The organism is Lacinutrix undariae (assembly GCF_052934785.1).
Map to the genome: position 1 here is coordinate 978,276 of NZ_CM128809.1, position 21,274 is coordinate 999,549.

17 protein-coding genes are annotated in these 21,274 nt (G+C 32.4%); 3 read left to right on the forward strand and 14 right to left on the reverse strand.

Going from position 1 to position 21,274, the window contains the following annotated elements:
- Positions 1 to 21: 21 nt before the first annotated feature.
- On the reverse strand, positions 22 to 519 hold the full coding sequence (lysM, locus tag ACU4C5_RS04380) for a peptidoglycan-binding protein LysM (protein WP_446845844.1): 498 nt from the start codon (positions 517 to 519) through the stop codon (positions 22 to 24).
- Positions 520 to 726: 207 nt separating this feature from the next.
- Entirely contained in the window at positions 727 to 1,671 is a 945-nt protein-coding gene (locus tag ACU4C5_RS04385; protein WP_446845845.1) for a nicotinic acid mononucleotide adenyltransferase, read from the reverse strand.
- A gap of 130 nt (positions 1,672 to 1,801) precedes the next feature.
- Between ACU4C5_RS04385 and ACU4C5_RS04390 the strand changes: the two genes are divergently transcribed.
- The gene (locus ACU4C5_RS04390) at positions 1,802 to 2,803 is read left to right on the forward strand and encodes an NAD(P)H-dependent glycerol-3-phosphate dehydrogenase (RefSeq protein WP_446845846.1); all 1,002 of its coding nucleotides are present in this window, start codon (positions 1,802 to 1,804) and stop codon (positions 2,801 to 2,803) included.
- Positions 2,804 to 2,931: 128 nt separating this feature from the next.
- On the opposite strand, the gene ACU4C5_RS04395 is transcribed toward ACU4C5_RS04390, so the two are convergent.
- The 6 genes from ACU4C5_RS04395 to nhaA all read right to left on the reverse strand — a co-directional run bounded on the left by ACU4C5_RS04395 (position 2,932) and on the right by nhaA (position 11,142).
- Positions 2,932 to 3,327, reverse strand: coding sequence for a hypothetical protein (locus ACU4C5_RS04395; RefSeq protein WP_446845847.1), 396 nt, complete (start codon positions 3,325 to 3,327; stop codon positions 2,932 to 2,934).
- Between the two features lie 101 nt (positions 3,328 to 3,428).
- The gene (locus ACU4C5_RS04400; protein ID WP_446845848.1) at positions 3,429 to 4,844 is read right to left on the reverse strand and encodes an efflux transporter outer membrane subunit; all 1,416 of its coding nucleotides are present in this window, start codon (positions 4,842 to 4,844) and stop codon (positions 3,429 to 3,431) included.
- A 4-nt stretch (positions 4,845 to 4,848) separates the two neighbouring features.
- The gene (locus ACU4C5_RS04405) at positions 4,849 to 7,986 is read right to left on the reverse strand and encodes an efflux RND transporter permease subunit (protein ID WP_446845850.1); all 3,138 of its coding nucleotides are present in this window, start codon (positions 7,984 to 7,986) and stop codon (positions 4,849 to 4,851) included.
- A 22-nt stretch (positions 7,987 to 8,008) separates the two neighbouring features.
- Positions 8,009 to 9,133: an efflux RND transporter periplasmic adaptor subunit gene (locus tag ACU4C5_RS04410; RefSeq protein ID WP_446845851.1), complete on the reverse strand. Its 1,125-nt coding sequence runs from the start codon at positions 9,131 to 9,133 to the stop codon at positions 8,009 to 8,011.
- A gap of 11 nt (positions 9,134 to 9,144) precedes the next feature.
- Positions 9,145 to 9,648 carry a GbsR/MarR family transcriptional regulator gene (locus ACU4C5_RS04415; protein WP_446845852.1) on the reverse strand — a complete coding sequence of 168 codons (504 nt, stop codon included), beginning with the start codon at positions 9,646 to 9,648 and terminating at the stop codon, positions 9,145 to 9,147.
- A 186-nt stretch (positions 9,649 to 9,834) separates the two neighbouring features.
- On the reverse strand, positions 9,835 to 11,142 hold the full coding sequence (nhaA, locus tag ACU4C5_RS04420; protein WP_446845853.1) for a Na+/H+ antiporter NhaA: 1,308 nt from the start codon (positions 11,140 to 11,142) through the stop codon (positions 9,835 to 9,837).
- Between the two features lie 308 nt (positions 11,143 to 11,450).
- Here nhaA and ACU4C5_RS04425 point away from each other — a divergent pair, with 308 nt between their 5' ends.
- The gene (locus ACU4C5_RS04425; protein WP_446845854.1) at positions 11,451 to 13,811 is read left to right on the forward strand and encodes an alpha/beta fold hydrolase; all 2,361 of its coding nucleotides are present in this window, start codon (positions 11,451 to 11,453) and stop codon (positions 13,809 to 13,811) included.
- A 69-nt stretch (positions 13,812 to 13,880) separates the two neighbouring features.
- Here ACU4C5_RS04425 and pheS read toward each other — a convergent pair whose 3' ends face one another.
- On the reverse strand, positions 13,881 to 14,900 hold the full coding sequence (gene pheS, locus ACU4C5_RS04430; protein WP_446845855.1) for a phenylalanine--tRNA ligase subunit alpha: 1,020 nt from the start codon (positions 14,898 to 14,900) through the stop codon (positions 13,881 to 13,883).
- A 185-nt stretch (positions 14,901 to 15,085) separates the two neighbouring features.
- Positions 15,086 to 15,442, reverse strand: coding sequence for a hypothetical protein (locus tag ACU4C5_RS04435; RefSeq protein WP_446845856.1), 357 nt, complete (start codon positions 15,440 to 15,442; stop codon positions 15,086 to 15,088).
- A gap of 74 nt (positions 15,443 to 15,516) precedes the next feature.
- Between ACU4C5_RS04435 and ACU4C5_RS04440 the strand changes: the two genes are divergently transcribed.
- Positions 15,517 to 16,056, forward strand: coding sequence for a CvpA family protein (locus ACU4C5_RS04440; protein WP_446845857.1), 540 nt, complete (start codon positions 15,517 to 15,519; stop codon positions 16,054 to 16,056).
- Here the strand turns inward: ACU4C5_RS04440 and ACU4C5_RS04445 are convergent.
- The 4 genes from ACU4C5_RS04445 to ACU4C5_RS04460 form a co-directional block, all read right to left on the reverse strand.
- On the reverse strand, positions 16,053 to 18,242 hold the full coding sequence (locus tag ACU4C5_RS04445; RefSeq protein ID WP_446845858.1) for a PepSY domain-containing protein: 2,190 nt from the start codon (positions 18,240 to 18,242) through the stop codon (positions 16,053 to 16,055). The two genes, ACU4C5_RS04440 and ACU4C5_RS04445, sit on opposite strands and share 4 nt — an antisense overlap.
- A gap of 58 nt (positions 18,243 to 18,300) precedes the next feature.
- Positions 18,301 to 18,783, reverse strand: coding sequence for a DUF2271 domain-containing protein (locus ACU4C5_RS04450; RefSeq protein ID WP_446845859.1), 483 nt, complete (start codon positions 18,781 to 18,783; stop codon positions 18,301 to 18,303).
- Positions 18,784 to 18,858: 75 nt separating this feature from the next.
- Positions 18,859 to 20,334 carry an ankyrin repeat domain-containing protein gene (locus ACU4C5_RS04455; protein WP_446845860.1) on the reverse strand — a complete coding sequence of 492 codons (1,476 nt, stop codon included), beginning with the start codon at positions 20,332 to 20,334 and terminating at the stop codon, positions 18,859 to 18,861.
- A 7-nt stretch (positions 20,335 to 20,341) separates the two neighbouring features.
- Positions 20,342 to 21,247: a DUF6607 family protein gene (locus ACU4C5_RS04460; RefSeq protein WP_446845861.1), complete on the reverse strand. Its 906-nt coding sequence runs from the start codon at positions 21,245 to 21,247 to the stop codon at positions 20,342 to 20,344.
- Positions 21,248 to 21,274 lie beyond the last annotated feature (27 nt).

The following is a 21,274-nucleotide window of genomic DNA, read 5'->3' on the forward strand; positions in this document are numbered from 1 at the left end:
ATAAATATATAATACGAAGTATTAGTCTAAATTTGGAATACGTAATACTTGACCAGGATAAATTTTATCTGGATGAGATAACATAGGTTTGTTAGCTTCAAATATTTCAGGGTATTTCATTGCATTACCATAAAATGTTTTTGCAATCTTACCAAGCGTATCTCCACTTACAACAGTATGAAATTTAGCTTCTGGCTCAACGTGTTCAACAGTCATTTGATCATCAACAGTTGCAATACCTTCAGTATTACCAACGACTAATACAACTTTTTCTTTAGTTGCTTGATCATATGCTAATCCAGAAACTGTTGCTAAATCTCCAGCAACATGCACACTTAAGTTTTCAACTTTTAATTGTAAATCTCCTACTGTTTCTTCTAGCTTTTTTGCAGCCGTTTCTTCAGCTTTTAATTTGGTAGCAACTGCAGCTGCAGCGGCCTCAGCTTTCTCCTCTTCTTCTGTTTTACCAATACCAAATACTTTTGCTCCTGCGTTTTTAATAAATGAAAATAATCCCATAATTCTTGTTTAGTTTTAATGTTTATTGTTTGTTCTTGTAAAGTTTAAAAATTTCTAACGTAATTCCTATTAATGTGATCATTAAAATCACGTCATATGTAGTAATTTATAGGACACTAATAATCCCAAAAAGTCACATTTTTTCATAAAAACACTCATCTAAAAATAAATCTAGATGAGTGTGTAGAGGCTAAATAACCAACCAATCTAGCCCCTATTACTTGTTCTTGTGTTTTCGGTTTTCTCCGTTTTCTGTTTACGTTTTTTTACATTTTCACTAGATGTGATAGCACGTCCGTTTTCAGTAGCAACTCTCATATATTGGATATATCCTTGACCAGAAAACTCGTAAGTAGATCCAGATGCAGAGTGATATAAAGATATAGTCTCATCATCTAAAACGCTTAATTGAAAGTTTTCATTGTTGAAGTAATCATAATCTAATGTTAATGTTTTTAAGTACATATTATTAGCTATGTTACCCACACCATAAACTCCTGTGTAATCCCAATATATATTATTTGGGTTATATACATTGACATCTTGCGAACTTTTAAACTCAGAATCATTTCCACCAGATAAAAACTGTAAATAGTTTTCGTTATCAAATTCATTTACCACACCAGCGGCACTTGTATACGTTTTTTCCCAAGCCTCATATTCTTGTAAGAAATAATGAATATTATCGTAAAAAATGTAATCATAATCAAAGTTTGAACGTTGATATCCGTGTAAAAAATAAGACGTATTATTAAAAGGATTGTAAAACTCAATAGTATTATTATCTATTTGATACACATCAAAAGTTTCATAACCATCAATATCATGATATACATCCAAAATCATATCATAAGCATCATAATCTGCTACCGGAATTCCAAACCCGTTTCCTTGAGATCCAAAACCCACCAAATTATTATTAGCATACATCGTACCATTTCTAAATGACACCGTAAATGCAATTTGTAAAAAAGGCGTTTCACCATAACCCACAGTTTCATTCACATCAACATACCATAAATCGTAAGCATTTAATAATGAATTTAAAGATGCAGCTGGCGTATTATCATAATACACAACCTCTTCTTTATAACAAGAAGTAAATAGTGTTGCAGAAAGCGCAAAAATGAAGAGCAGTTTTATAGTTTTCATAAGCCAACTTTTTTAAGGGTTGTGATTAGTACAATTCAAAACACGTGCCAAGTTTTATAATCGATTTTAGTTTGTTAACTTGCAGATAGAAATTTTATGTACTTTTGAATTCTTAAAAATTTAAAAAAATATGAATACCCCTTTAAAATATGCTGTATTTGGAGCAGGAAGTTGGGCCACAGCCATTGTAAAAATGTTGTGCGAAAACCTTGATGAAGTTGGTTGGTACATGCGTAGCGCCTATACAAAAGAGCATTTATTAAAAGAACAACACAACCCAAGTTACTTGAGTTCGGTAGAGTTTAAGACCGAACAATTAAAAATAAGTAACGATATAAACGAAATGGCAACCTATGCCGATGTTTTAATTTTTGTAATTCCATCTGCATTTATGTATTCCGAATTACAAAAACTAAACGTTGATATCACTAACAAAACCATCGTATCTGCTGTAAAAGGAATTTTACCAGAAACAGGAAAACTTGTTGGCGAACATTTTCATGACGAATATAATATTCCGTTTGACAATATTGCTGTAATCGCAGGACCATGTCATGCCGAAGAAGTTGCCCTAGAGCGTTTATCATACCTTACCATTTCTTGCGCCGATGCCGAAAAAGCGACCGGAATTGCAAAAAACCTAGAGAGCGATTACATTAAGACCAAAATTAGCGATGACGTTATTGGTACAGAATACGCTGTAATGCTTAAAAACATCTACGCTATTGCCGCAGGAATAGCACATGGTTTAGGCTACGGAGATAATTTTCAAAGTGTATTAATGAGTAACGCCATTAGAGAAATGAAACGCTTTATTAAGAAAATGCACAAAATGAAACGTAACATCAATAACTCGGCTTATTTAGGCGATTTATTAGTGACTGGATATTCTGTATTTTCTAGAAACCGCATGTTTGGAAACATGATTGGAAAAGGCTACACCGTAAAATCTGCACAGATGGAGATGAGTATGGTTGCCGAAGGTTATTACGCCACAAAAAGTGCGTATTTACTAAATGCTAATAACAAAAAGAAAACGCAACTTCCTATTATATGTGCAGTTTACGAGATACTTTATGACGGAAAAGATCCTAAAAAAGTATTTAAAAAACTAACCGATAAATTAGACTAAAAAAAATCCCTTTTCGCAAAGGGATTTTTGTTTTTTGGGCATTACCTAAAGGTCGGGCATTACACTGTATCTTTTGCTAAAAAAACCGCAAAAGGATGCCGTTTCATTCCCTAACGCGGGTCGCCTATTTATTTTACCAAAACACCTTTAGCCTCCATTAATGGTAATGCTTGTAAAGCGGCTAGATTAATGGTATTCTTTTCAAAAGTAAATGTTTTATCAAACATCTGGTTGCCTTCAAAAAAAGTTACCTGAAATTGGTTATTCAATGCAAATAAATCTTCTTGCATTAATTCAATCTTAGCATAACTCTTCTTTGGTAATAAGTCTAATTTTTTTCTAAAAATAGAAGTCATTTTCTTTTCAGAATAACCACTAGTTACAATTAAAACCATTTCTAAATCAACCTCTTTATCGTTAATTATGTAAGCGTTCCAATCTTGAGTTTTATAAATATCGTTGTACTCATTTACAACTGCTAGGTAAACACCTTCTACTTTAGGAATGTCTATATCTTTTTTCATGATGCAAAAATAAGAAACTATTCAAAATAAAAAACACGCACATAAAAAGGATCCTATTAAGTTTCCTAAATAATGTGCGTGCTTATGTTATGCTTTTGGGTTTATTTCCAACCTCCACCAAGTGCTTCGTAAAGATCTACGACACTTAATAGTTGTTGTAATTTGTTTTCAATAATGTTAAGTTCTGCATTTAATGCACTTTCTCTTGCCGTTAATAAATCTAGGTAATTTGCATACCCATTTTTTAATAACTCTTCAGAATTTGCTTCAGCAGCACGTAAGGCTTCAACTTCATTTTTACGGTATTGGTACTTTTCAGTTTCTGCATTATATGTATATAACGCATTAGAAACTTCGCTACCCGCCACTAAAAGTGTCTTTTTAAAGTTTAAAAGTGATTGTTCTTGTTGCGCTTTAGCGACTTCGTGTTGCGTTTTTATTTTTCGTTGATTAAAAATTGGTTGTGTTAATCCTCCAACTACAGTTGCAAAAAGAGAATTTACATTAAACAATTTATCTAATTCTAAACTTTGTAATCCACCAGAAGCTGTTAAGGTTAATGATGGGTAAAAGCTACTTTTAGCAACATTAGTTAACTCAAAAGACTGAATTAAGCCATATTCGGCAGCCATAACATCTGGTCTGTTTCTTAATAAAAGAGAAGGTACGCCTAATTTAATATCAGCATTTATAGTTTGTAATGCTAAATCGCCACGTTTAAAATCTTGTGGTGCATTTCCTAATAAAATACTTAAAGTGTTTTCTGTTTTAAAAATTGCAGCTTCTAAATCTACTTGTAAAGACCTCGCACTATTATACTGTGCTATATTTTGATCTACAGCAACCTGAGTAACTTGTCCTGCATCTTTTAAAGCTTTAATAGTTGTTACACTACTTGCTCTAGTTTCAACTGTTTTTTTAGTGACTTCTAATTGAGCATCTAATGCTAACAATTGATAATATACAGATGCAATACTAGAAATTAACTGTGTTTTTACTACTTGGTGTGCTGCTACAGTTTGTAAATAACCTGCGTTTCCTGCGCGTTTATTACTACGTATTTTTCCCCAAACATCTGCTTCCCAAGATAAGTTTGCAGTGACATCATAACTATCTAATCCGCCATTAAAAATAGATCCAAACTGACTGTTTGAAGAAAATTCTTGGCGTGTGTAATTAGGTCCAACACTTAAAGTAGGTAAATAACCTGCTTTTCCTTGTTTTGCATAAGCCTCAGCAGCAACCATTTGCTGTAACGCAACTCTAATATCAAGATTATTTTGTAATCCTTGAGTGATATATGTTTTTAATTGCGTGTCAGTAAACATGTCTCTCCAAGACACATCTGCCAACGATGTACTATCGGTTGGCAGGTTATCTGTTCTGTAAAGTGCTTCTGTTTCTTGTATCTCTGGTCTTTTGTAATCTTTGGCAACAAAACAACTTTGTAATGTTACACCTACAACTACTAAAAGAATAGTTTTACTAAAAATTTTATGTTTTATTATAGATTTCATCTCTTTATTCTTCAATAGTTTGTACTTCTGGCTTACTAGAAATTTTTTCTTGTAACCACTGAAATAATATAAATAAGATAGGAATTACAAAGACTCCTAAAATAGTACCAATTAATAATCCTCCAACTGCACCAGTACCAATAGATTTGTTTCCTTCAGAACCAACACCTTTTGCTAATACTAACGGCATTAAACCTAGTATAAAGGCAAATGATGTCATTAAAATAGGACGTAATCTTGATTTTGCACCATCAATAGCTGCATCAACAATACTTTCACCTTTCCTACGTTTTTGCAATGCAATTTCCACAATAAGTATGGCATTTTTGGCGAGCAGACCAATTAACATAATTAAAGCAATTTGAAAATATATATTATTTTCTAGTCCTAAAAATTTAGTACTTATATACGCTCCAAAAACCCCAAATGGTAATGATAATACTACTGCAAATGGTAATAAATAACTTTCGTATTGCGCAGCTAACAAGAAGTACACAAATACAATACTTAATATAAATATAAATGTGGTTTGATTTCCTGCACTTACCTCTTCACGTGTTAAACCTGAATAAGCAATTGTATAATTACTTGGTAGTTTTGCAACTTCTTCTTCAATAACTCTAATGGCATCTCCGGTACTAAATCCATCGTTAGTTGCACCAGTAATACTTGTTGAGTTTAATAAATTAAAACGTGTTACAGCTTGTGGCCCATAAACGCGCTCTAGAGTTACAAACTCTGTAATTGGTGCCATTTCACCGGCATTTGTTCTTACATACATGCTATTTAAAGCATTTGTATCTGCTCTATCTTCTGGTAGAGCTTGAATGTATACTCTAAATTGTTTTCCAAATCTAGAAAAATCCGAAGCATAAATTCCTCCAATATAACCTTGTAACGTAGAGAAAATACTAGAAACCTCAACACCTTTTTCTTTCGCTAAAGGCACGTTAATTTCCATTTCGTACTGCGGATAATTAGTATTAAAAGCAGATTGTGCGTATTTAATTTCTGGATGACTCATTATAGCGGCAGAAAATTCTTGATTCGCTTTATCTAAATCTTTAAATTCTCCTCCAAATTTATCTAACAAATTCACTTCAAAACCTGCTGAGTTACCAAACCCACGGATACTTGGTGGTGAGAAAAAGATAATTTTAGCATCTGGAACACCTGCTGCAAGACCAAATAATTTTCCGGTAATTGCTGCCGAAGAAAGAGAAGGATCTTCACGTTCACTCCAGTCTTTTAATTTAATAATTCCCATTCCGTAGTTAGAACCGGTACCATTTATTAAACTTCTACCTTTAATAAAGTTGACACCAACAATACCTTCCATTCCTTCTATTTTAGAATATAGTTTTCTTGCTACAGCATCTGTTCTATCTAAAGATGCTCCGGCAGGTAATTCTATATTAGCAAAAATAATTCCTCTATCCTCATTAGGTACAAAACCTGTAGGTGTAGTATTTGCAGCCCAATAAATACCGGCTACAGCAACTATTAAAAGTAGTGGTGAAATCCATTTCCATTTAAATAAAAAGTGCAGTGATTTTCCGTATCTATCTATTGTAGCATTAAAACCACGATTAAATAAGGTGTAAAAACGTTTTAATGGGCCTTTACTTTTTAATTCATCATCATCTTTATGACCTTTTAATAATAAAGCACATAATGCCGGACTTAATGTTAGGGCATTTACTGCTGAAATTAAAATAGCGATAATTAAAGTTACACCAAATTGCTCATAGAAAACCCCTGTTGGTCCTGTAATAAAAGTTACTGGAATAAATACAGCAGCCATTACTAAGGTAATAGAAATAATAGCTCCCGAAATTTCGTTCATAGCTGTTAAAGTTGCTTTCTTAGGATTCTTTTCTCCTTCATCTAATTTAGCGTGAACCGCCTCAACAACTACAATGGCATCATCTACTACAATACCAATAGCCAGTACTAAGGCAAATAGCGTTAATAAGTTAATAGAATATCCAAAAAGATTCAGGAAAAAGAAGGTACCAATAATAGAAACCGGTACTGCAATTGCAGGAATTAATGTTGAACGGAAATCTTGTAAAAAGAGAAATACCACTAAAAACACTAACACAAAGGCCTCTAACAAGGTATGAATTACTTTTTCAATTGATGCATTTAAGAATAAACTTGTATCATAAGGTACAAATATTTTTAATCCATCAGGAAGATCACCTTCTACTGAAGCTAATGTTGTTTTGATGTTTTCAATAATTTCTTGCGCATTAGAACCTTTGGTTTGAAAGATCCCCATAAATACTGCAGGATGACCTAAACTCATTGCGTTTGCTGCGTAAGATTGTGCGTCTAACTCAATAGTTGCCACATCTTTTAATCGTAAAAATTCTCCATTTCCTAAAGCTTTAATTACGATATCACTATACTGACTTTCGTTTTTAAAACGTCCACTATAAGTTAATGTATAAGAAAAAGCTTCTCCACTATTCTGACCTAAAGATCCTGCTGCTGCTTCTAAATTTTGTTCAGCTAAAGCTGCAGAAATATCAGAAGGGATTAAGTTATATGCTGCTAATTTTTCTGGTTTTAACCAAATACGCATCGCATAATCTTGTTGAGAAAACACACTCACATCACCAACACCACTAATACGTTGCATTGCTGGAATAACATTAATTTTTAAGTAATTTTGAATAAATGTAGCATCATAATCTTCACTTTCAGAATACATTGACACAAACATCAATGCACTTGTTTCTTGTTTTTGAGTGATTACACCTGTTTGTATAACCTCTTGTGGTAATAATGCCGATGCTCTTGCTACACGGTTTTGTACGTTTACGGCAGCAATATCTGCATCCATTTCTTGATCGAAATATACAGTAATCTCTGCTGTTCCGGTATTAGATGCTGTTGAAGTAATGTATGTCATTCCTTCTACCCCATTAATTTGTTCTTCAATTGGGATAATTACACTCTCTAATACGGTTTCGGCATTCGCTCCTGTATAACTTGCGGTCACCTTAATAGTTGGTGGTGCAATATCTGGGTATTCTTCTATTGGTAAGCTTGTTATACTAATAACTCCTAACAAGACTATAATAATAGAGATCACTGTTGAAAGCACGGGTCTTTCAATAAAAGTTTTTAACATAATTATAAAATTTGTAGGTTAATTAGTTTTTAAATAACGGCGCAATAGGTTTAACAGCCTCTTCAAAAGGGGTGTCTTGAGGAGAAATAGTTGCTCCGTTTCTTAACTTATTTACTCCAGTTATAATAATTTTATCACCTAATTTAAGTCCAGATTCAACAACATATAAATTGCCAACAACACCAGCAATTTTTATTAAAGTCGCTTTAATTTTATTATCTTCACCTAATGTATAAATTACGATATCTTTTTGTTGCTCAAAAGTTGCAGATTGTGGCACAACAATAGCATCTTTATACTCAATAGGTAATCTAATTTTACCACTATTTCCGTTAGTTAAAATTTCTTTTGGATTATCAAAAGCTGCTCTAATAGCTATAGTTCCTGTACTTTGGTTTATTTGTCCTGTACTAGTTTGGATGCGTCCTTTTTCAGAATACATTTTACCATTTGCTAAGATTAAACTTAAATCTGGTGAGTTTTTAATACGTTCTGCTTTCGTTTTACCTTCAGCATTTTGTAAAAGATTTATGTATTGTGCTTCATTAAAACTGAAAAACGCATATACTTGGCTAATTTCGCTTACTGTTGTTAAAGGAGAAACATCACTAGGACTAATTAATGCACCTTCTCTAAAATTAATGGCACCTACATAACCGTCTATTGGACTTTTAATCGTTGCATAACCAACATTTGCAGAAACACCGCTATAATTGGCTTTTGCTTGTGCTAAATTGGCTTTTGCAGTTTCTAATTGCACCGCGCTAATAATATTTTTTTCCACAAGAGGAATTAACTTATCAACCTCAACTTGCGCCACATTTACACGTGCTTTTGCTGCTCCAGCATCCTGACTTAAAGATTGTGTTTCTAATTTAAATAACACTTGTCCTTTACGTACTTTCTGACCTTCATCAACATATACTTTTTCAACATATCCTGATGTTTTAGCACGAACATCACTGTTTACAATTCCTTCAATTGTTGCAGGATATTCAGTGTAACCTGTTACTGTTTTAGCTTGTAATTGTGTAACTGGAATTGCTGCTGGTGGCGCTTGTGGAGCTGCGGCTTGTTCTTTGTTACCACAACTTATAACAAGAAAAAACACTGCTAATAGGGCTATGGAGCTTAAATTTTTCTTCATTTTTATTTTATTTAAAAGGTAATTTGGTTAGTTGTTAATTTTAATTTTAATTTTTGAATAGATTCACTTGCTTCATCTAAAAATTTGATATAATCATTATGAAAATTAAGTTCAAATTTTTCAGATTCGTTTTCTGCTTTTTTTGTATTGAATTTTTCTTTGTAGTCCTTTATTTCAAAATGTAATTCTTTTACTTCTTGCCATTCATTTATCATATTTTCTATATGTTGAACAATCATATCTTTATTAATAATAAAGTACTTTTTGCGATCTCCTGTTTTTGTGAAATACACAATTTTTTTTAAATCTTGTAAGTGATTAAGATGCGTAGAAATAGTGCTTTTACTCGCACAAAGTATAGTTACCATATCCTCAAAAGTGGCTCCTTTTTTACCCGTAAGAATAATATAAGCCAAAATACGAGCTGCAACTGGAGCCAATTGCTCTCTGTTTTCTAAATGCACGCCTAGTCTTTCAACTAAACCCATTTTTTCTTTGCAGATATTTTCTTTCATATTTAATTGTTTTATTACTGCTTTTGAATAAAAATATTCACGTACAGCTAAATTCTATGCAAATATAATCGATTGGTTCGGAACAAACCGAACCAATCGAAGTTAAATTGTTGTTAAATACTAATGACTCCTAAAACTCAAAGAAACTAATAGCTTTGAGTTTTAAAATTAAATAAAGAATATATGCTATGAAATAATCGTTTTATTAGAGCTAAATCTTAATATAACATAACCAATAATTGCAGAAATAAACGAACCTATAAGAATTCCTATCTTAGCAGAATCAACATACTCAGGCGAAGACACAAATGCCAAACTAGCAATAAAAATGGCCATTGTAAAACCAATACCTGCTAAAAAGGCAACACCAATAATCTGTTTCGTACTAATATCGTTAGGTATTTCAATCAACTTCATTTTTTGAGCAAGCCATACTATAGAGGTTATTCCTATTCCTTTTCCTAAAACAAGACACACAACAATATTAATTATTAAAGCGGTATCTAGATTTTCTGAACCCGAAATTAGCACTCCTGCATTTGCAAAAGCAAAAATTGGAATGATAAAATATGCCACCCAACCGTGTAAACCATGTTCTAAATGCTGTAAAGGTGATCTGAATTTTGATGACCAACTTTCTAAATTATCTACTTGTTTTATTTGTTCATGAGAAAGAATAGGCTTTTTGAGTACTGTTGATTTTTTGATATCATTATAGATATTTTCTAAACCTTCTAAAAATCTTGAGGTTTCAATTTTTTGTCGGATTGGAACAGAAAATGCTAATAGAATACCTGCAACAGTAGGGTGGATTCCTGATTTAAGAAACAAAAACCAAATAATTGTTCCGAAGAGAAACATGGTAAATTTAGAGTAAAATCCTTTGTAAGAAAAGAAATACAACACCCCTAGTAATGCTAAAGCAATTACTAGTAAGGTTATATTAATACTCCCACTATAAAAAATTGCGATCACTAAAACAGCTCCAATATCATCTACAATTGCAAATGCCGTTAAAAATATTTTAAGACTTAAAGGTACACGTTTACCAAGCACATTTAAAATAGCTAGTGAAAATGCAATATCGGTTGCCATTGGAATTCCCCATCCCTTTACTGTATCGGGGTTTTCATTTAACACAAAAAAGAATAATACTGGTACTAACATTCCTCCAAGTGCTCCAACTAGTGGAAAGGCTATTTTTTTGGGCGTATTAAGTTCTCCTATTAATAACTCTCTTTTTATTTCTAGTCCAATAAGGAAAAAAAATATGGCCATTAACCCATCGTTAATCCACAGAATTAATGGTTTTTTAAATTCAAAAGTTTCCGTTACAATTCCCAAGTCATATTGCCAAAGTTCTCTATAACTGTCGCCATAAGGTGAATTTGCCCAAACCAAAGCAAGAACAGTAGCAAACATGAGTAGAATACCACTAAAACTTTCAATTTTTACAAATTTTTGAAAGGGAGTAAGAAAAACTTTTTTGATCATATAATTATGGTTTTTAGAGATAAGATTAACTTCAAAGATAAGATTTCAACCTCTAAAAGACACCACGGCATTCTTCACTTTAATGAATATTTAACATTAAAATACACTGAGAAACAAGCATTTATAATTACGCCATATTTAAGACTATACAGCGTGTTTTTAAGAAAAACAAACTATGATATGTACCAGTAAAAAAACTTCATTAAACGGTATTACAGTTCTGTTTTAACGGCATTTTATTCTTTGCCTTAAAACCGCTAAATTCGTAACATAACAATCGGTCTTTTTTTAGATCTTAAAATTTTAATATGAAACAACTAATAACGCTTTTATGTCTTGCTTTTACAGTATTTTCCTTTGCACAGGTTAAAAACGAATCTACACTTAGCATTGATGAAGTAATGCAAGGCGAAAATTTTGTGGGGTACTTACCTACAAACATAAGTTGGTCTGATAATAGCAAAAACATTTATTTTAGTTGGAATCCAGATAACGATACTATTAGATCAACCTACCAAGTAGATATTACTTCTAATAAAATTGATAAGCTTTCTTTTAACGATCACAAACAAAAAACAAATGCAGGTGATTACACAAAAGATGGCCTTTGGAAAGTATATCAAAAAAATGGCGACATCTTTTTAATGAACGCTAAAACATATAAAGTTGAACAAATTACAAACACCGTAAATAGAGAATCCAATCCTCAGTTTTCGGGAGATAATAAGTCTATTATTTATCAATCTGAAAACAATTTATTTCAATGGCAAATTGCTAACGGAACCACAGTACAACTTACCAACTTTAAATCTGGAAGTGAAAAAACAGCACACCACGAAACAGCACAAGCAAAATGGTTAGAAGATGATCAACTTGAGCTTTTTGATATTTTAGGAAAACGAAAAAATCAAAATGACGCACAAGAGTACCGCCACGAACAATCAAAATTAGATGCTATTAAAACAGTTTATACTGGAGATAAAAACATATTAGGATTAAATATCTCGCCAAATTTAGAATATGTAGTTTACCGTTTATATAGCGCGCCAAATGATAAAAATACAACTGTTACAGATTTTGTTACCGAAAACGGCTACACTAAAGACCTTAACGCAAGACCTAAAGTTGGAGATGCTCAATACACATTTCAATCTTGGATTTACAATCTTAAAACGGGAGAAAACTATCAAATTAAAACTGATACTATTGAAGGGATAAAAAACAAACCTGAGTTTTTAAAAGAATACGCAGATCATAAAGAAGATTACAAAGCAACTTATGATGAGCCAAGAGCTGTAGATATTACAAGTCCTATTTTTTCTGAAGACGGAAAAGCTATTGTAAATATTACTTCTCAAGATTATAAAGACCGTTGGATTATGATGATTGATTTATCTAACGGAGATTTAAAACTAATAGATCACCAACATGATGATGCTTGGATTGGCGGACCTGGAGTAGGTTGGTTTTCGGAAGGTGTAATGGGTTGGATTGATACTAATACCGTATGGTACAAATCTGAAAAAACAGGTTTTGCACATGTGTACACTACAAACGTAAAATCTGGTAAAACAAAGGCTTTAACTCATGGAGATTTTGAGATTTTAGATATTAGTTTATCTAAAGACAAAAAAACCTTCTTTTTAACAAGTAATAAAGTGAGTGCGCATGAGCAACATTTTTATCATTTACCATCTAAAGGAGGAAAAATGACACAAATCACCTCAAAACAAGGTGGTCATGAAGTTACCGTATCTCCAGATGAAACACAGTTAGCTATCCGATATTCGTACACTAATAAACCTTGGGAGTTATATACCATGCCAAATAAAGCTGGTGCTAAAATGACACAGTTAACACATTCAACTACTACTCAATTTGATAACCATAACTGGATAGATTCCGAAATTATAACCTTTACCGCTAGAGATGGCGCGCAAGTTCCGGCAACACTTTACAAACCTACTGCAGCTAAAAAAAATGGCGCAGCAATTGTATTTGTTCATGGAGCTGGATATTTACAAAATGTGCACCGTTGGTGGCCTGGTTATTACAGAGAATATATGTTTCATAACATTTTAGTTGATAATGGTTACACGGTTTTAGCTATTGATTTTAGAGCAAGTGCTGGATATGGTCGCGATTGGAGAACTTCAATTTACCGCCATATGGGAGGAACAGATTTAGAAGATCAAGTAGATGGTGCTAAATATTTAGTAGAAAATCACGGAATTGATAAAGATAGATTAGGTATTTACGGTGGATCATACGGTGGTTTTATTACACTTATGGCCATGTTTAAAACTCCAGATACTTTTAAAAGTGGTGCAGCTTTACGATCTGTAACAGATTGGGCACATTATAATCATGGGTATACTGCAAATATTTTAAATACACCTGCCGAAGACCCAAAGGCTTACAAACAAAGTTCTCCTATTTACTTTGCAGATGGCTTAAAAGGGAACTTATTAATCTTACATGGTATGGTTGATACTAATGTACAATTTCAGGATGTGGTACGTTTATCACAACGTTTAATTGAACTTAAAAAAGAAAATTGGGAAATGGCTGTTTTTCCTATGGAAGGTCACGGATTTATTGAAGGCTCAAGTTGGTCTGACGAATACCGAAGAATTTTTAAATTATTTCAAACTACACTTCAAGAATAAGTTTACAAAAACACATAAAAAAAAGCGATTTCAAGTTGAAATCGCTTTTTTTATATTTATATAATTCGTTTACAAAGCACTCTTAAATTGCTCTAAGAAACGTACATCGTTTTCACTTAATAAACGGATATCGCTAATTTGGTGTAATAACATTGCAATACGATCAATACCAACACCAAAGGCAAACCCTGAGTATTCTTTTGAGTCTATATTACAGTTTTCTAAAACGTTTGGATCTACCATTCCGCAACCTCCAATTTCTAACCATCCCGTACCTTTTGTAATACGGTAATCAGATTCTGTTTCTAATCCCCAGTACACATCAATTTCTGCACTTGGTTCAGTAAATGGGAAGTAAGATGGGCGTAATCTAATTTTAGATTTCCCAAACATCTCTGTTGTAAAATATTGAAGTGTTTGTTTTAAATCTGCAAAACTTACATCTTTATCAATGTATAATCCTTCTACTTGGTGAAAGAAACAATGTGATCTTGCCGAAATTGCTTCGTTACGATATACACGTCCTGGTGAAATGGTACGAATTGGTGGCGTATTGTTTTCCATATAACGTACTTGTACCGAACTGGTGTGCGTACGTAATAAGATATCTGGATCTGTTTGAATAAAAAATGTATCCTGCATATCACGTGCTGGGTGATATTCGGGAAGATTTAATGCAGTAAAGTTATGCCAGTCATCTTCTATTTCTGGACCTTCACTTACGTTAAATCCTATGCGAGAGAAAATATCTGTAATTTGATTTTTTACTATTGAGATTGGATGACGTGCTCCTATTTGTATTGGTTCTCCTGGCCTTGATAAATCACCATAAATACCGTGCTCTTCATCTTTGCTTTCTAGCTCTTCTTTTAAAGCGTTTACTTTATCTTCAGCTGTTTTTTTAAGTGCATTTATTACCTGACCAAATTCTTTTTTCTGATCGTTGGCAACGTTTTTAAACTCCTTAAAGTAGTCGTTTAAAAGTCCTTTTTTACCTAAATATTTTATTCTGAAGGTTTCAACCTCTTCTTTAGATTGTGCTTTAAATGCTTCGGCTTCGGCTATAAGCTCTTTAATCTTATCTATCATAACGTCTTAAAATGTGTGCAAATTTAAGGTTTTTTGTTGTAATTGCCTTTAGACTTTTTGCTTAGTTTATTGTTTTTTACTTGCCTTTGGGTTGGTTGCGTTAGCGATTGCAATGAAAATCCTTTTGCTTTTTTGGGCAAAATATTGCAATGTAAAGCGCGACCTGTAGGGTAACGCCCAAATAATTATTGGATATAATCGGTTTCAACAAAGTAGCTTACTATGGCTTCTTTCATTAAAACACTTTGTTCTCCAGCTTTAAGTGGTGGCAATTGTTCTTTTACTTTATAATGCGGCCATTTATCGTCGTCATAAAAATCGAATTCGTAGTATCCGTAAGGTTCTAGAAGCCTGCAAATTGCAATGTGCATTAAATCTAGTTTATGATCTTTTTTAAATTTTCGGTTAAGTTGCCCTAATTCTTGGACGCCTATAAGGTAAATTATAGCATCTAAATCGAGTTTATCACCATCGGCAAATTGGTTGGATAGTTTTGATACTACCAAGTCCCAGCGTTGTTTTAATTCTTCGTCTCTTGACATTTTTTTTATGTTGTAATTTTAAAAAGTTACAAAGTGACAAAGTTAATTTATATTTGTTTAAATTCTATTGTATTATGAGTGTTATTGATATTGTTTTGGCGGCTTTGTTACTTTTTGGTGTAATAAGAGGACTTATGAAAGGTCTTTTTGTTGAAATTGCGTCTTTATTGGCTTTGGTTGCTGGTGTGTATGGTGCGATCCATTTTAGTGATTTTGCAGGCGATTTATTAAGTGAACAATTTGAATGGGAACCTAAATATATTAGCATTGTTGCATTTGCGGTAACATTTGTTGTGATTGTTTTAGTAATTTCGTTGGCAGGAAAAGCATTGACTAAATTGGCAGATTTTGCTGCTTTAGGAATTATAAATAAAATTTTAGGTGCTGTTTTTGGAGCTTTAAAAATTGGATTGATTTTAAGTGTGATTCTTATTGTTTTTAATAAGATGAATAATACTCTTCCATTTGCTGACGAGGCCGATTTAGAGGCTTCTATACTTTATACGCCTGTAAAAAACTTAGCGCCAATGATTTTTCCTAGTATTTTAAATACTGATGAAGACACAAATACTGATAAAGAAACTGAAACAACTACAGCTACTGAAACCTCTTAATAACAATCGCTTAAAATTTGTTGATTTTTCTTATAAAACGCATATGATTTTTGCGTGTGTGAACTACAAATTTGAGTAATAACTTTTACCACACCTTTGTGCATTGCTAAAGAGCCACAAATCATTATAACCCCATTATTTTGTAATGCTTTTGCAATTACTGCGGCATCTTTTAATACTAAATCTTGTACATAATTAGAATTTACTTCTTGTGATAAAGCTAAATTAAAATGCTGTAAATTTCCTTTTGAAATACTTTCGTCTATTTGTGATTGGTATAATTGATAAGCTTTTTGAGTACGTAATCCTAAATACAAATGTGTTTCTGGTTTTGTATTACTGGATAACATGCCTAAAAATGGTGCAACTCCTGTTCCGTTAGCAATCATAATAACTTGCGCTCCTTTTTTAGGAATATGAAAAGCGGTATTATTTATTACCCGTGCTTTAAATGTACTGTTAATTGGTAATTGATATAAAAAGTTAGACCCTAATCCGTTTTGGTAATGTTTGACACTTAATTGAAGTTTATCATCTACTTTTCCTATGGAATATAGGCGTTCACGGTAATCATCGTTTGGATAAATTGCTAATAAATCGCCCGAAGTAAACGGTTTTCCTTTTTTAGGTTGAAGCGTTAATAAGAAGGTATCATCAGGATTATCGTCCGTATTTGTTTTCTCCTTTACAGTGAATGTATGCGTGAGTTTAGGTTGAAATACTAAATTTTCTTTTTCAATATGAAGTTGTAAATCTTTTGGAACGGTCCATAAACTTAACCATGTCTCGAAACTTTCAACAGATTTATCATTAATGGTGAAAACTGGAGATTCTTGATGAAATTGTTGCTGTAATTGAGCATCAACATCAAAAGCAAACTTACAAAAATCTGGATAAGATAAAGAGCCAAATCCTACTACCGAATAGCTTATTTTTTGTGTTTGCTTAACCGTTTGTAAGTGTTTTAAAAATGTATTTGCATTGGTTGGCGCTTCGCCTTCACCGTAAGTTGCTGTAAAAATTATAAGATGTTCTGCTTTATCGTAAGTGGTATAATCGTTAAGTTGAGCAATAAAAGAGGTTTCGCCAACAGCTAATAATTGTTCATGTAAAGCGTTTGCAAAAGGTAATGTGCTTCCGTTTTCCGAACCTACTAAAATCACATATTTACAAGCGTCTTTTTTATACTTGTTTTTAAGTTTTGCTTGTCGTCTTTTTAAGGTCATTGCAAATCCCGAATAGATAAAAAACAAAATATTTATACATGCAAATGCTAAAACAAGCGACCATAAAATACTGCCTTTTCCGGTATGTAAATTAAGACTTAAGCCTGAAAAAAAGGTAACTAAAGGATAATTGATTTCGCTTAAAACATCACCGGTATATTGATTAACTACAAGTTCTTTATTTTTTAATGCAATGGTATAATAATCTTCTACATCATCTGAGAACGGAAATTCTATGGATTTAACTTGCGATAGTTTTGTGTTTTTGAAAATATCAAAATCTTGAAGATTTTGTTTTTGCGTTTCAGAAATAGCATCAAAATCTATCTGATGGTTATTTTTTTCGGCAGGAAGTAAATCGAATTTTTCGGCAGACAAATAAACGCCTGTAACCGTAATTATAATAATAGGAATTAATGATAATCGTCCTAAAACTACGTGCCAATATTGGTTGAAGTTTTCGTTAACAATTTTTGAGAAAAACTTTTTTAAACTCCGTTGACGTTTTAAAATTAATACCGCACCAGAAACGGCTATTAGCAATAATAAAAAGGAACAAAAGCCAACAAAAAAACGACCAATACTCTTTAAAAATAAAGAACGATGAAAACTTGTTACCCATTGAAAAAACTTTGACGTTTCAATTTTATCTCCTAAAAACTCAGCTGTTTTAGGATTTATATAACCGTTTAAGCTTTCGCCGTCTTCGGTAATTACAGAAGCTAAAACAAAATCATTAGCGTCTATTTGTACATCAATAACTTCTGGATATGTACTTTTTAATCCAGATATGGTTTCCGCTAAGGTTATGGTTTCAAAATTATTAACCTTATAAGAATTTAATTGTTCTGAAATAGGTCGAAATGCCAAAACAATCCCTGTTATGGAAGCTAAAAATATAAAAACAAAAGAAGATACAGCCAGGACTAGGTGGCTATATCTCCATATTGAAATTGTCATATTATTTACGTTTTTTCACTTCTTTAATAAAAATAAAGCAACACGTTAATGGTTTAATTTAGTTAGGTATCATGCGTACATAACGAATAAATCCTGAACCTTCTTTTTTAGTTTTTACAGTTTCTGAAGTTAATTCAAACTCCACATCACTTGTATAATATTCTTGATCTTCAACTGCCGTTTCAAAACGAATACTGTAACCAGCATTTATTTTAGAGTCTTCAATTTCAATCACACTAATACTTCTTGCACCACCTGCAATAGTTGCTCCGGTAATAGCGTCAAGATTTGATCTTTTCTTTCCGTAGAAATTCCACCAGTCAGAAATATCGTGATACCACTCATCATCATCACCTTGTACATATAATGTTTTTTCATATTCCCCATCTGGGTTCATTAATGAAATTACCACATAAGCACCTTCGCCTGTATAATTTGTCATTTGAATCATACATTTATAGGTTGAAGATTCTCCTACCGATGTAAAAGATAACATAGCAATTGCAAGACCGCAAATAGCGAGTATAGATTTTATTTTCATAATTATGCGTTTAAAATACTTCCGTAAAGTATATCTCAACAAATTGTGAGCTAAAACCCACGGAAGATTATTTTTTTATTTTAAAAAATTGATATCAATTTGTTTCGCTTCCAAAATCTCATTTTCTAAAGCCAAATCGTATGCTGTTTCACCAAAGTCTGTGGTTGCTTTTTTACTTGCACCTTTAGATAGTAAATATTCTAAAATTTTGGTGTTTTTAGCTGTCATTGCTGCTAAAAGTAAAGGTGTATTTCCTTCGGCATTTTTAGCATTAATATCTACTTTATAGTTTACTATCCATTGTATAAGTTGTAAGTTATTTTCAGCAACAGCTAAATGATATAATGTGTTTCCGTTTCTTTGTTGCTTATCAATTGCAACACCTTCAGCTTCTAATAATTTTATTTTAGCTTTAAAGTCATCTGTTTTTTTAGCAGAAAACGAAGCCATTAATGGTACTACAATATTATTTCCTTTAGCATCAACTACAGCAATATCTGCTTTGTTTTCAATCAAAAAGCGTACCACTTCAGATGTATTATCAGCAACAGCTAAGCTAACTGCTGATTCTCCTTTTTTATTAACCAAATTGATATCTAAGACTTTATTAAACAACTCGCTTACAACTTTAATATCATTATGTTTTGCGGCATTTAAAAAAGGTGTATTTCCGTTATTATCTTTTGCATTTACATTTGCTTTACCTGATAAAAAGAAGTTAATTATATTTAAATCTTTATTTCTAGAAGCAACAATATGAAAAGGCGTCACACCATCTTTATCTGACGCTTTTAAATTAAACCCAAGACCATTAAGATATTCGTACACCTCAATCCCGTTAGTTTTACGTCTTTCTCCGTAGGCTGCAAATAAAAAGGCTTGGTCGCTACCTTTGGCACCCATTCCTCTTAATTTATTTAATCGTTCAATATCTCCTGAACGCGCTACATAATTAAAAATGTCGTTGCCTTTAGCATCGGTACTATTAAGATCTAAACCTTTTGATGTAAAATAATCTAAAAGCGTCATTTCTTTGTCTGCAGCAGCAGAGATTAATAAGGCATTAGCACCATCAGGGTTTAAATCTGTTTTTAAATTGGCACCATTTTCAAGACAAAGCTCATAAACTTCAGTATTTTTTTGACCTGAAGCTGCGGCAAAATTTAAAATTGTATTTCCTTTATCGTCTGTAATATCCGTTTTTGCACCTTCTTTTAATAGGTACTCCATCACTTCAATATTTCCTTTATATGCTGCCCAAAAGATGTATGTACGTCCATCGTGAGTTAATTTATTAACATCGTTTCCGTCTCTAGATTGGATGTATTTAATCACTTTAGTATCGACACCTTGTAAAATAGCATACACTACAGGATCAAAATTATTCCCGTTAGATTCAGCAATATTATGGCCTTCTTTTATTTTTTCTTTTACAATTTTAACTGTTGGTTTACTATCCCAAAAATCGCGACTTAAAAACACATTATCTTGTGCAAATCCTGTAAGACCTAAAAATAATGTAACTGTTGTAATAATTGTTTTAAAATTCATAATTTTATTATTTTACGAAAGCATCAATAATAGGATCGATAGTTTCTGAAGTTTTATAATTGTCGTCGTCTAATAGATATTTAAACATTACTTTATTATCTACTTTTTCTTCTAATACTAAATCTATATTTCTAGCAAATACTTGATTCCATTTTGCACGAACTAGAGCCCATTTTGCTTTGTTTTTTGCCCAATATGCTTGTGCAGCTTCACATTCGCTATCATCAACTTTCATGTAAGTGTTGTAACCTTTTTCTTGCGCTAAGATAATATCTTCTTTACCATCTTCTCTAATAACTTTGTCATTATCTTGATCATGAATCCATCCGTTTTCAACAATTTCGTGACGGTTAGTTCTTACTGTTACATTATAATCACTACGTTTTGTGTACTCACGTCTTGGTAATGGAGCCGATGTTGTGCTTTCCCAGTAGCTTTTTCCATCAACATGTACCCAAGTTGCAGACCCTTCGTAACGTGGACTATCATCTACTTGAAAAACTTTTTGTGTCCATTGTCCTTTCACTTCTTTTTTAGGAAGACTTACAAAGTTCCATTTGTTATCGTGGCTATATTCGTATAAATCGGTATTTTCAAATTCCCAATCTTGTCTCCAGTGCTTTACTATATAAGGATGTTCTTTTGTACCTACAATTAATAAATGTTGCATTGATATTTTGTTCTTATCATCTTCAACTAATTGTACCCACTCCAAACCTTTATCATGTTTAGTTTTAGACGCCATGTAAGTAGAATCGTTTGCGTACTCAAAAGTTTCAGAAAAATTGAAGGTTACCTCATGACAACCACACATATCTTTTATGGCTTCAGTATCTTGTTTGTGTTTGTTTTGAGCTGTTACACTTGTAAAAACTGCAATTAGTAAAAGTGCTGTGAAGTTTAAATGTTTCATTATTAAGAGTTTGTTTTATGTTTTAAA

Coding starts and splice junctions, on each gene's coding strand:
- lysM (WP_446845844.1), bottom strand. CDS start 519: ATGGGATTATTTTCATTTATTAAAAACGCAGGAGCAAAAGTATTTGGT.
- ACU4C5_RS04385 (WP_446845845.1), bottom strand. CDS start 1,671: ATGAAAACTATAAAACTGCTCTTCATTTTTGCGCTTTCTGCAACACTA.
- ACU4C5_RS04390 (WP_446845846.1), top strand. CDS start 1,802: ATGAATACCCCTTTAAAATATGCTGTATTTGGAGCAGGAAGTTGGGCC.
- ACU4C5_RS04395 (WP_446845847.1), bottom strand. CDS start 3,327: ATGAAAAAAGATATAGACATTCCTAAAGTAGAAGGTGTTTACCTAGCA.
- ACU4C5_RS04400 (WP_446845848.1), bottom strand. CDS start 4,844: ATGAAATCTATAATAAAACATAAAATTTTTAGTAAAACTATTCTTTTA.
- ACU4C5_RS04405 (WP_446845850.1), bottom strand. CDS start 7,986: ATGTTAAAAACTTTTATTGAAAGACCCGTGCTTTCAACAGTGATCTCT.
- ACU4C5_RS04410 (WP_446845851.1), bottom strand. CDS start 9,133: ATGAAGAAAAATTTAAGCTCCATAGCCCTATTAGCAGTGTTTTTTCTT.
- ACU4C5_RS04415 (WP_446845852.1), bottom strand. CDS start 9,648: ATGAAAGAAAATATCTGCAAAGAAAAAATGGGTTTAGTTGAAAGACTA.
- nhaA (WP_446845853.1), bottom strand. CDS start 11,142: ATGATCAAAAAAGTTTTTCTTACTCCCTTTCAAAAATTTGTAAAAATT.
- ACU4C5_RS04425 (WP_446845854.1), top strand. CDS start 11,451: ATGAAACAACTAATAACGCTTTTATGTCTTGCTTTTACAGTATTTTCC.
- pheS (WP_446845855.1), bottom strand. CDS start 14,900: ATGATAGATAAGATTAAAGAGCTTATAGCCGAAGCCGAAGCATTTAAA.
- ACU4C5_RS04435 (WP_446845856.1), bottom strand. CDS start 15,442: ATGTCAAGAGACGAAGAATTAAAACAACGCTGGGACTTGGTAGTATCA.
- ACU4C5_RS04440 (WP_446845857.1), top strand. CDS start 15,517: ATGAGTGTTATTGATATTGTTTTGGCGGCTTTGTTACTTTTTGGTGTA.
- ACU4C5_RS04445 (WP_446845858.1), bottom strand. CDS start 18,242: ATGACAATTTCAATATGGAGATATAGCCACCTAGTCCTGGCTGTATCT.
- ACU4C5_RS04450 (WP_446845859.1), bottom strand. CDS start 18,783: ATGAAAATAAAATCTATACTCGCTATTTGCGGTCTTGCAATTGCTATG.
- ACU4C5_RS04455 (WP_446845860.1), bottom strand. CDS start 20,334: ATGAATTTTAAAACAATTATTACAACAGTTACATTATTTTTAGGTCTT.
- ACU4C5_RS04460 (WP_446845861.1), bottom strand. CDS start 21,247: ATGAAACATTTAAACTTCACAGCACTTTTACTAATTGCAGTTTTTACA.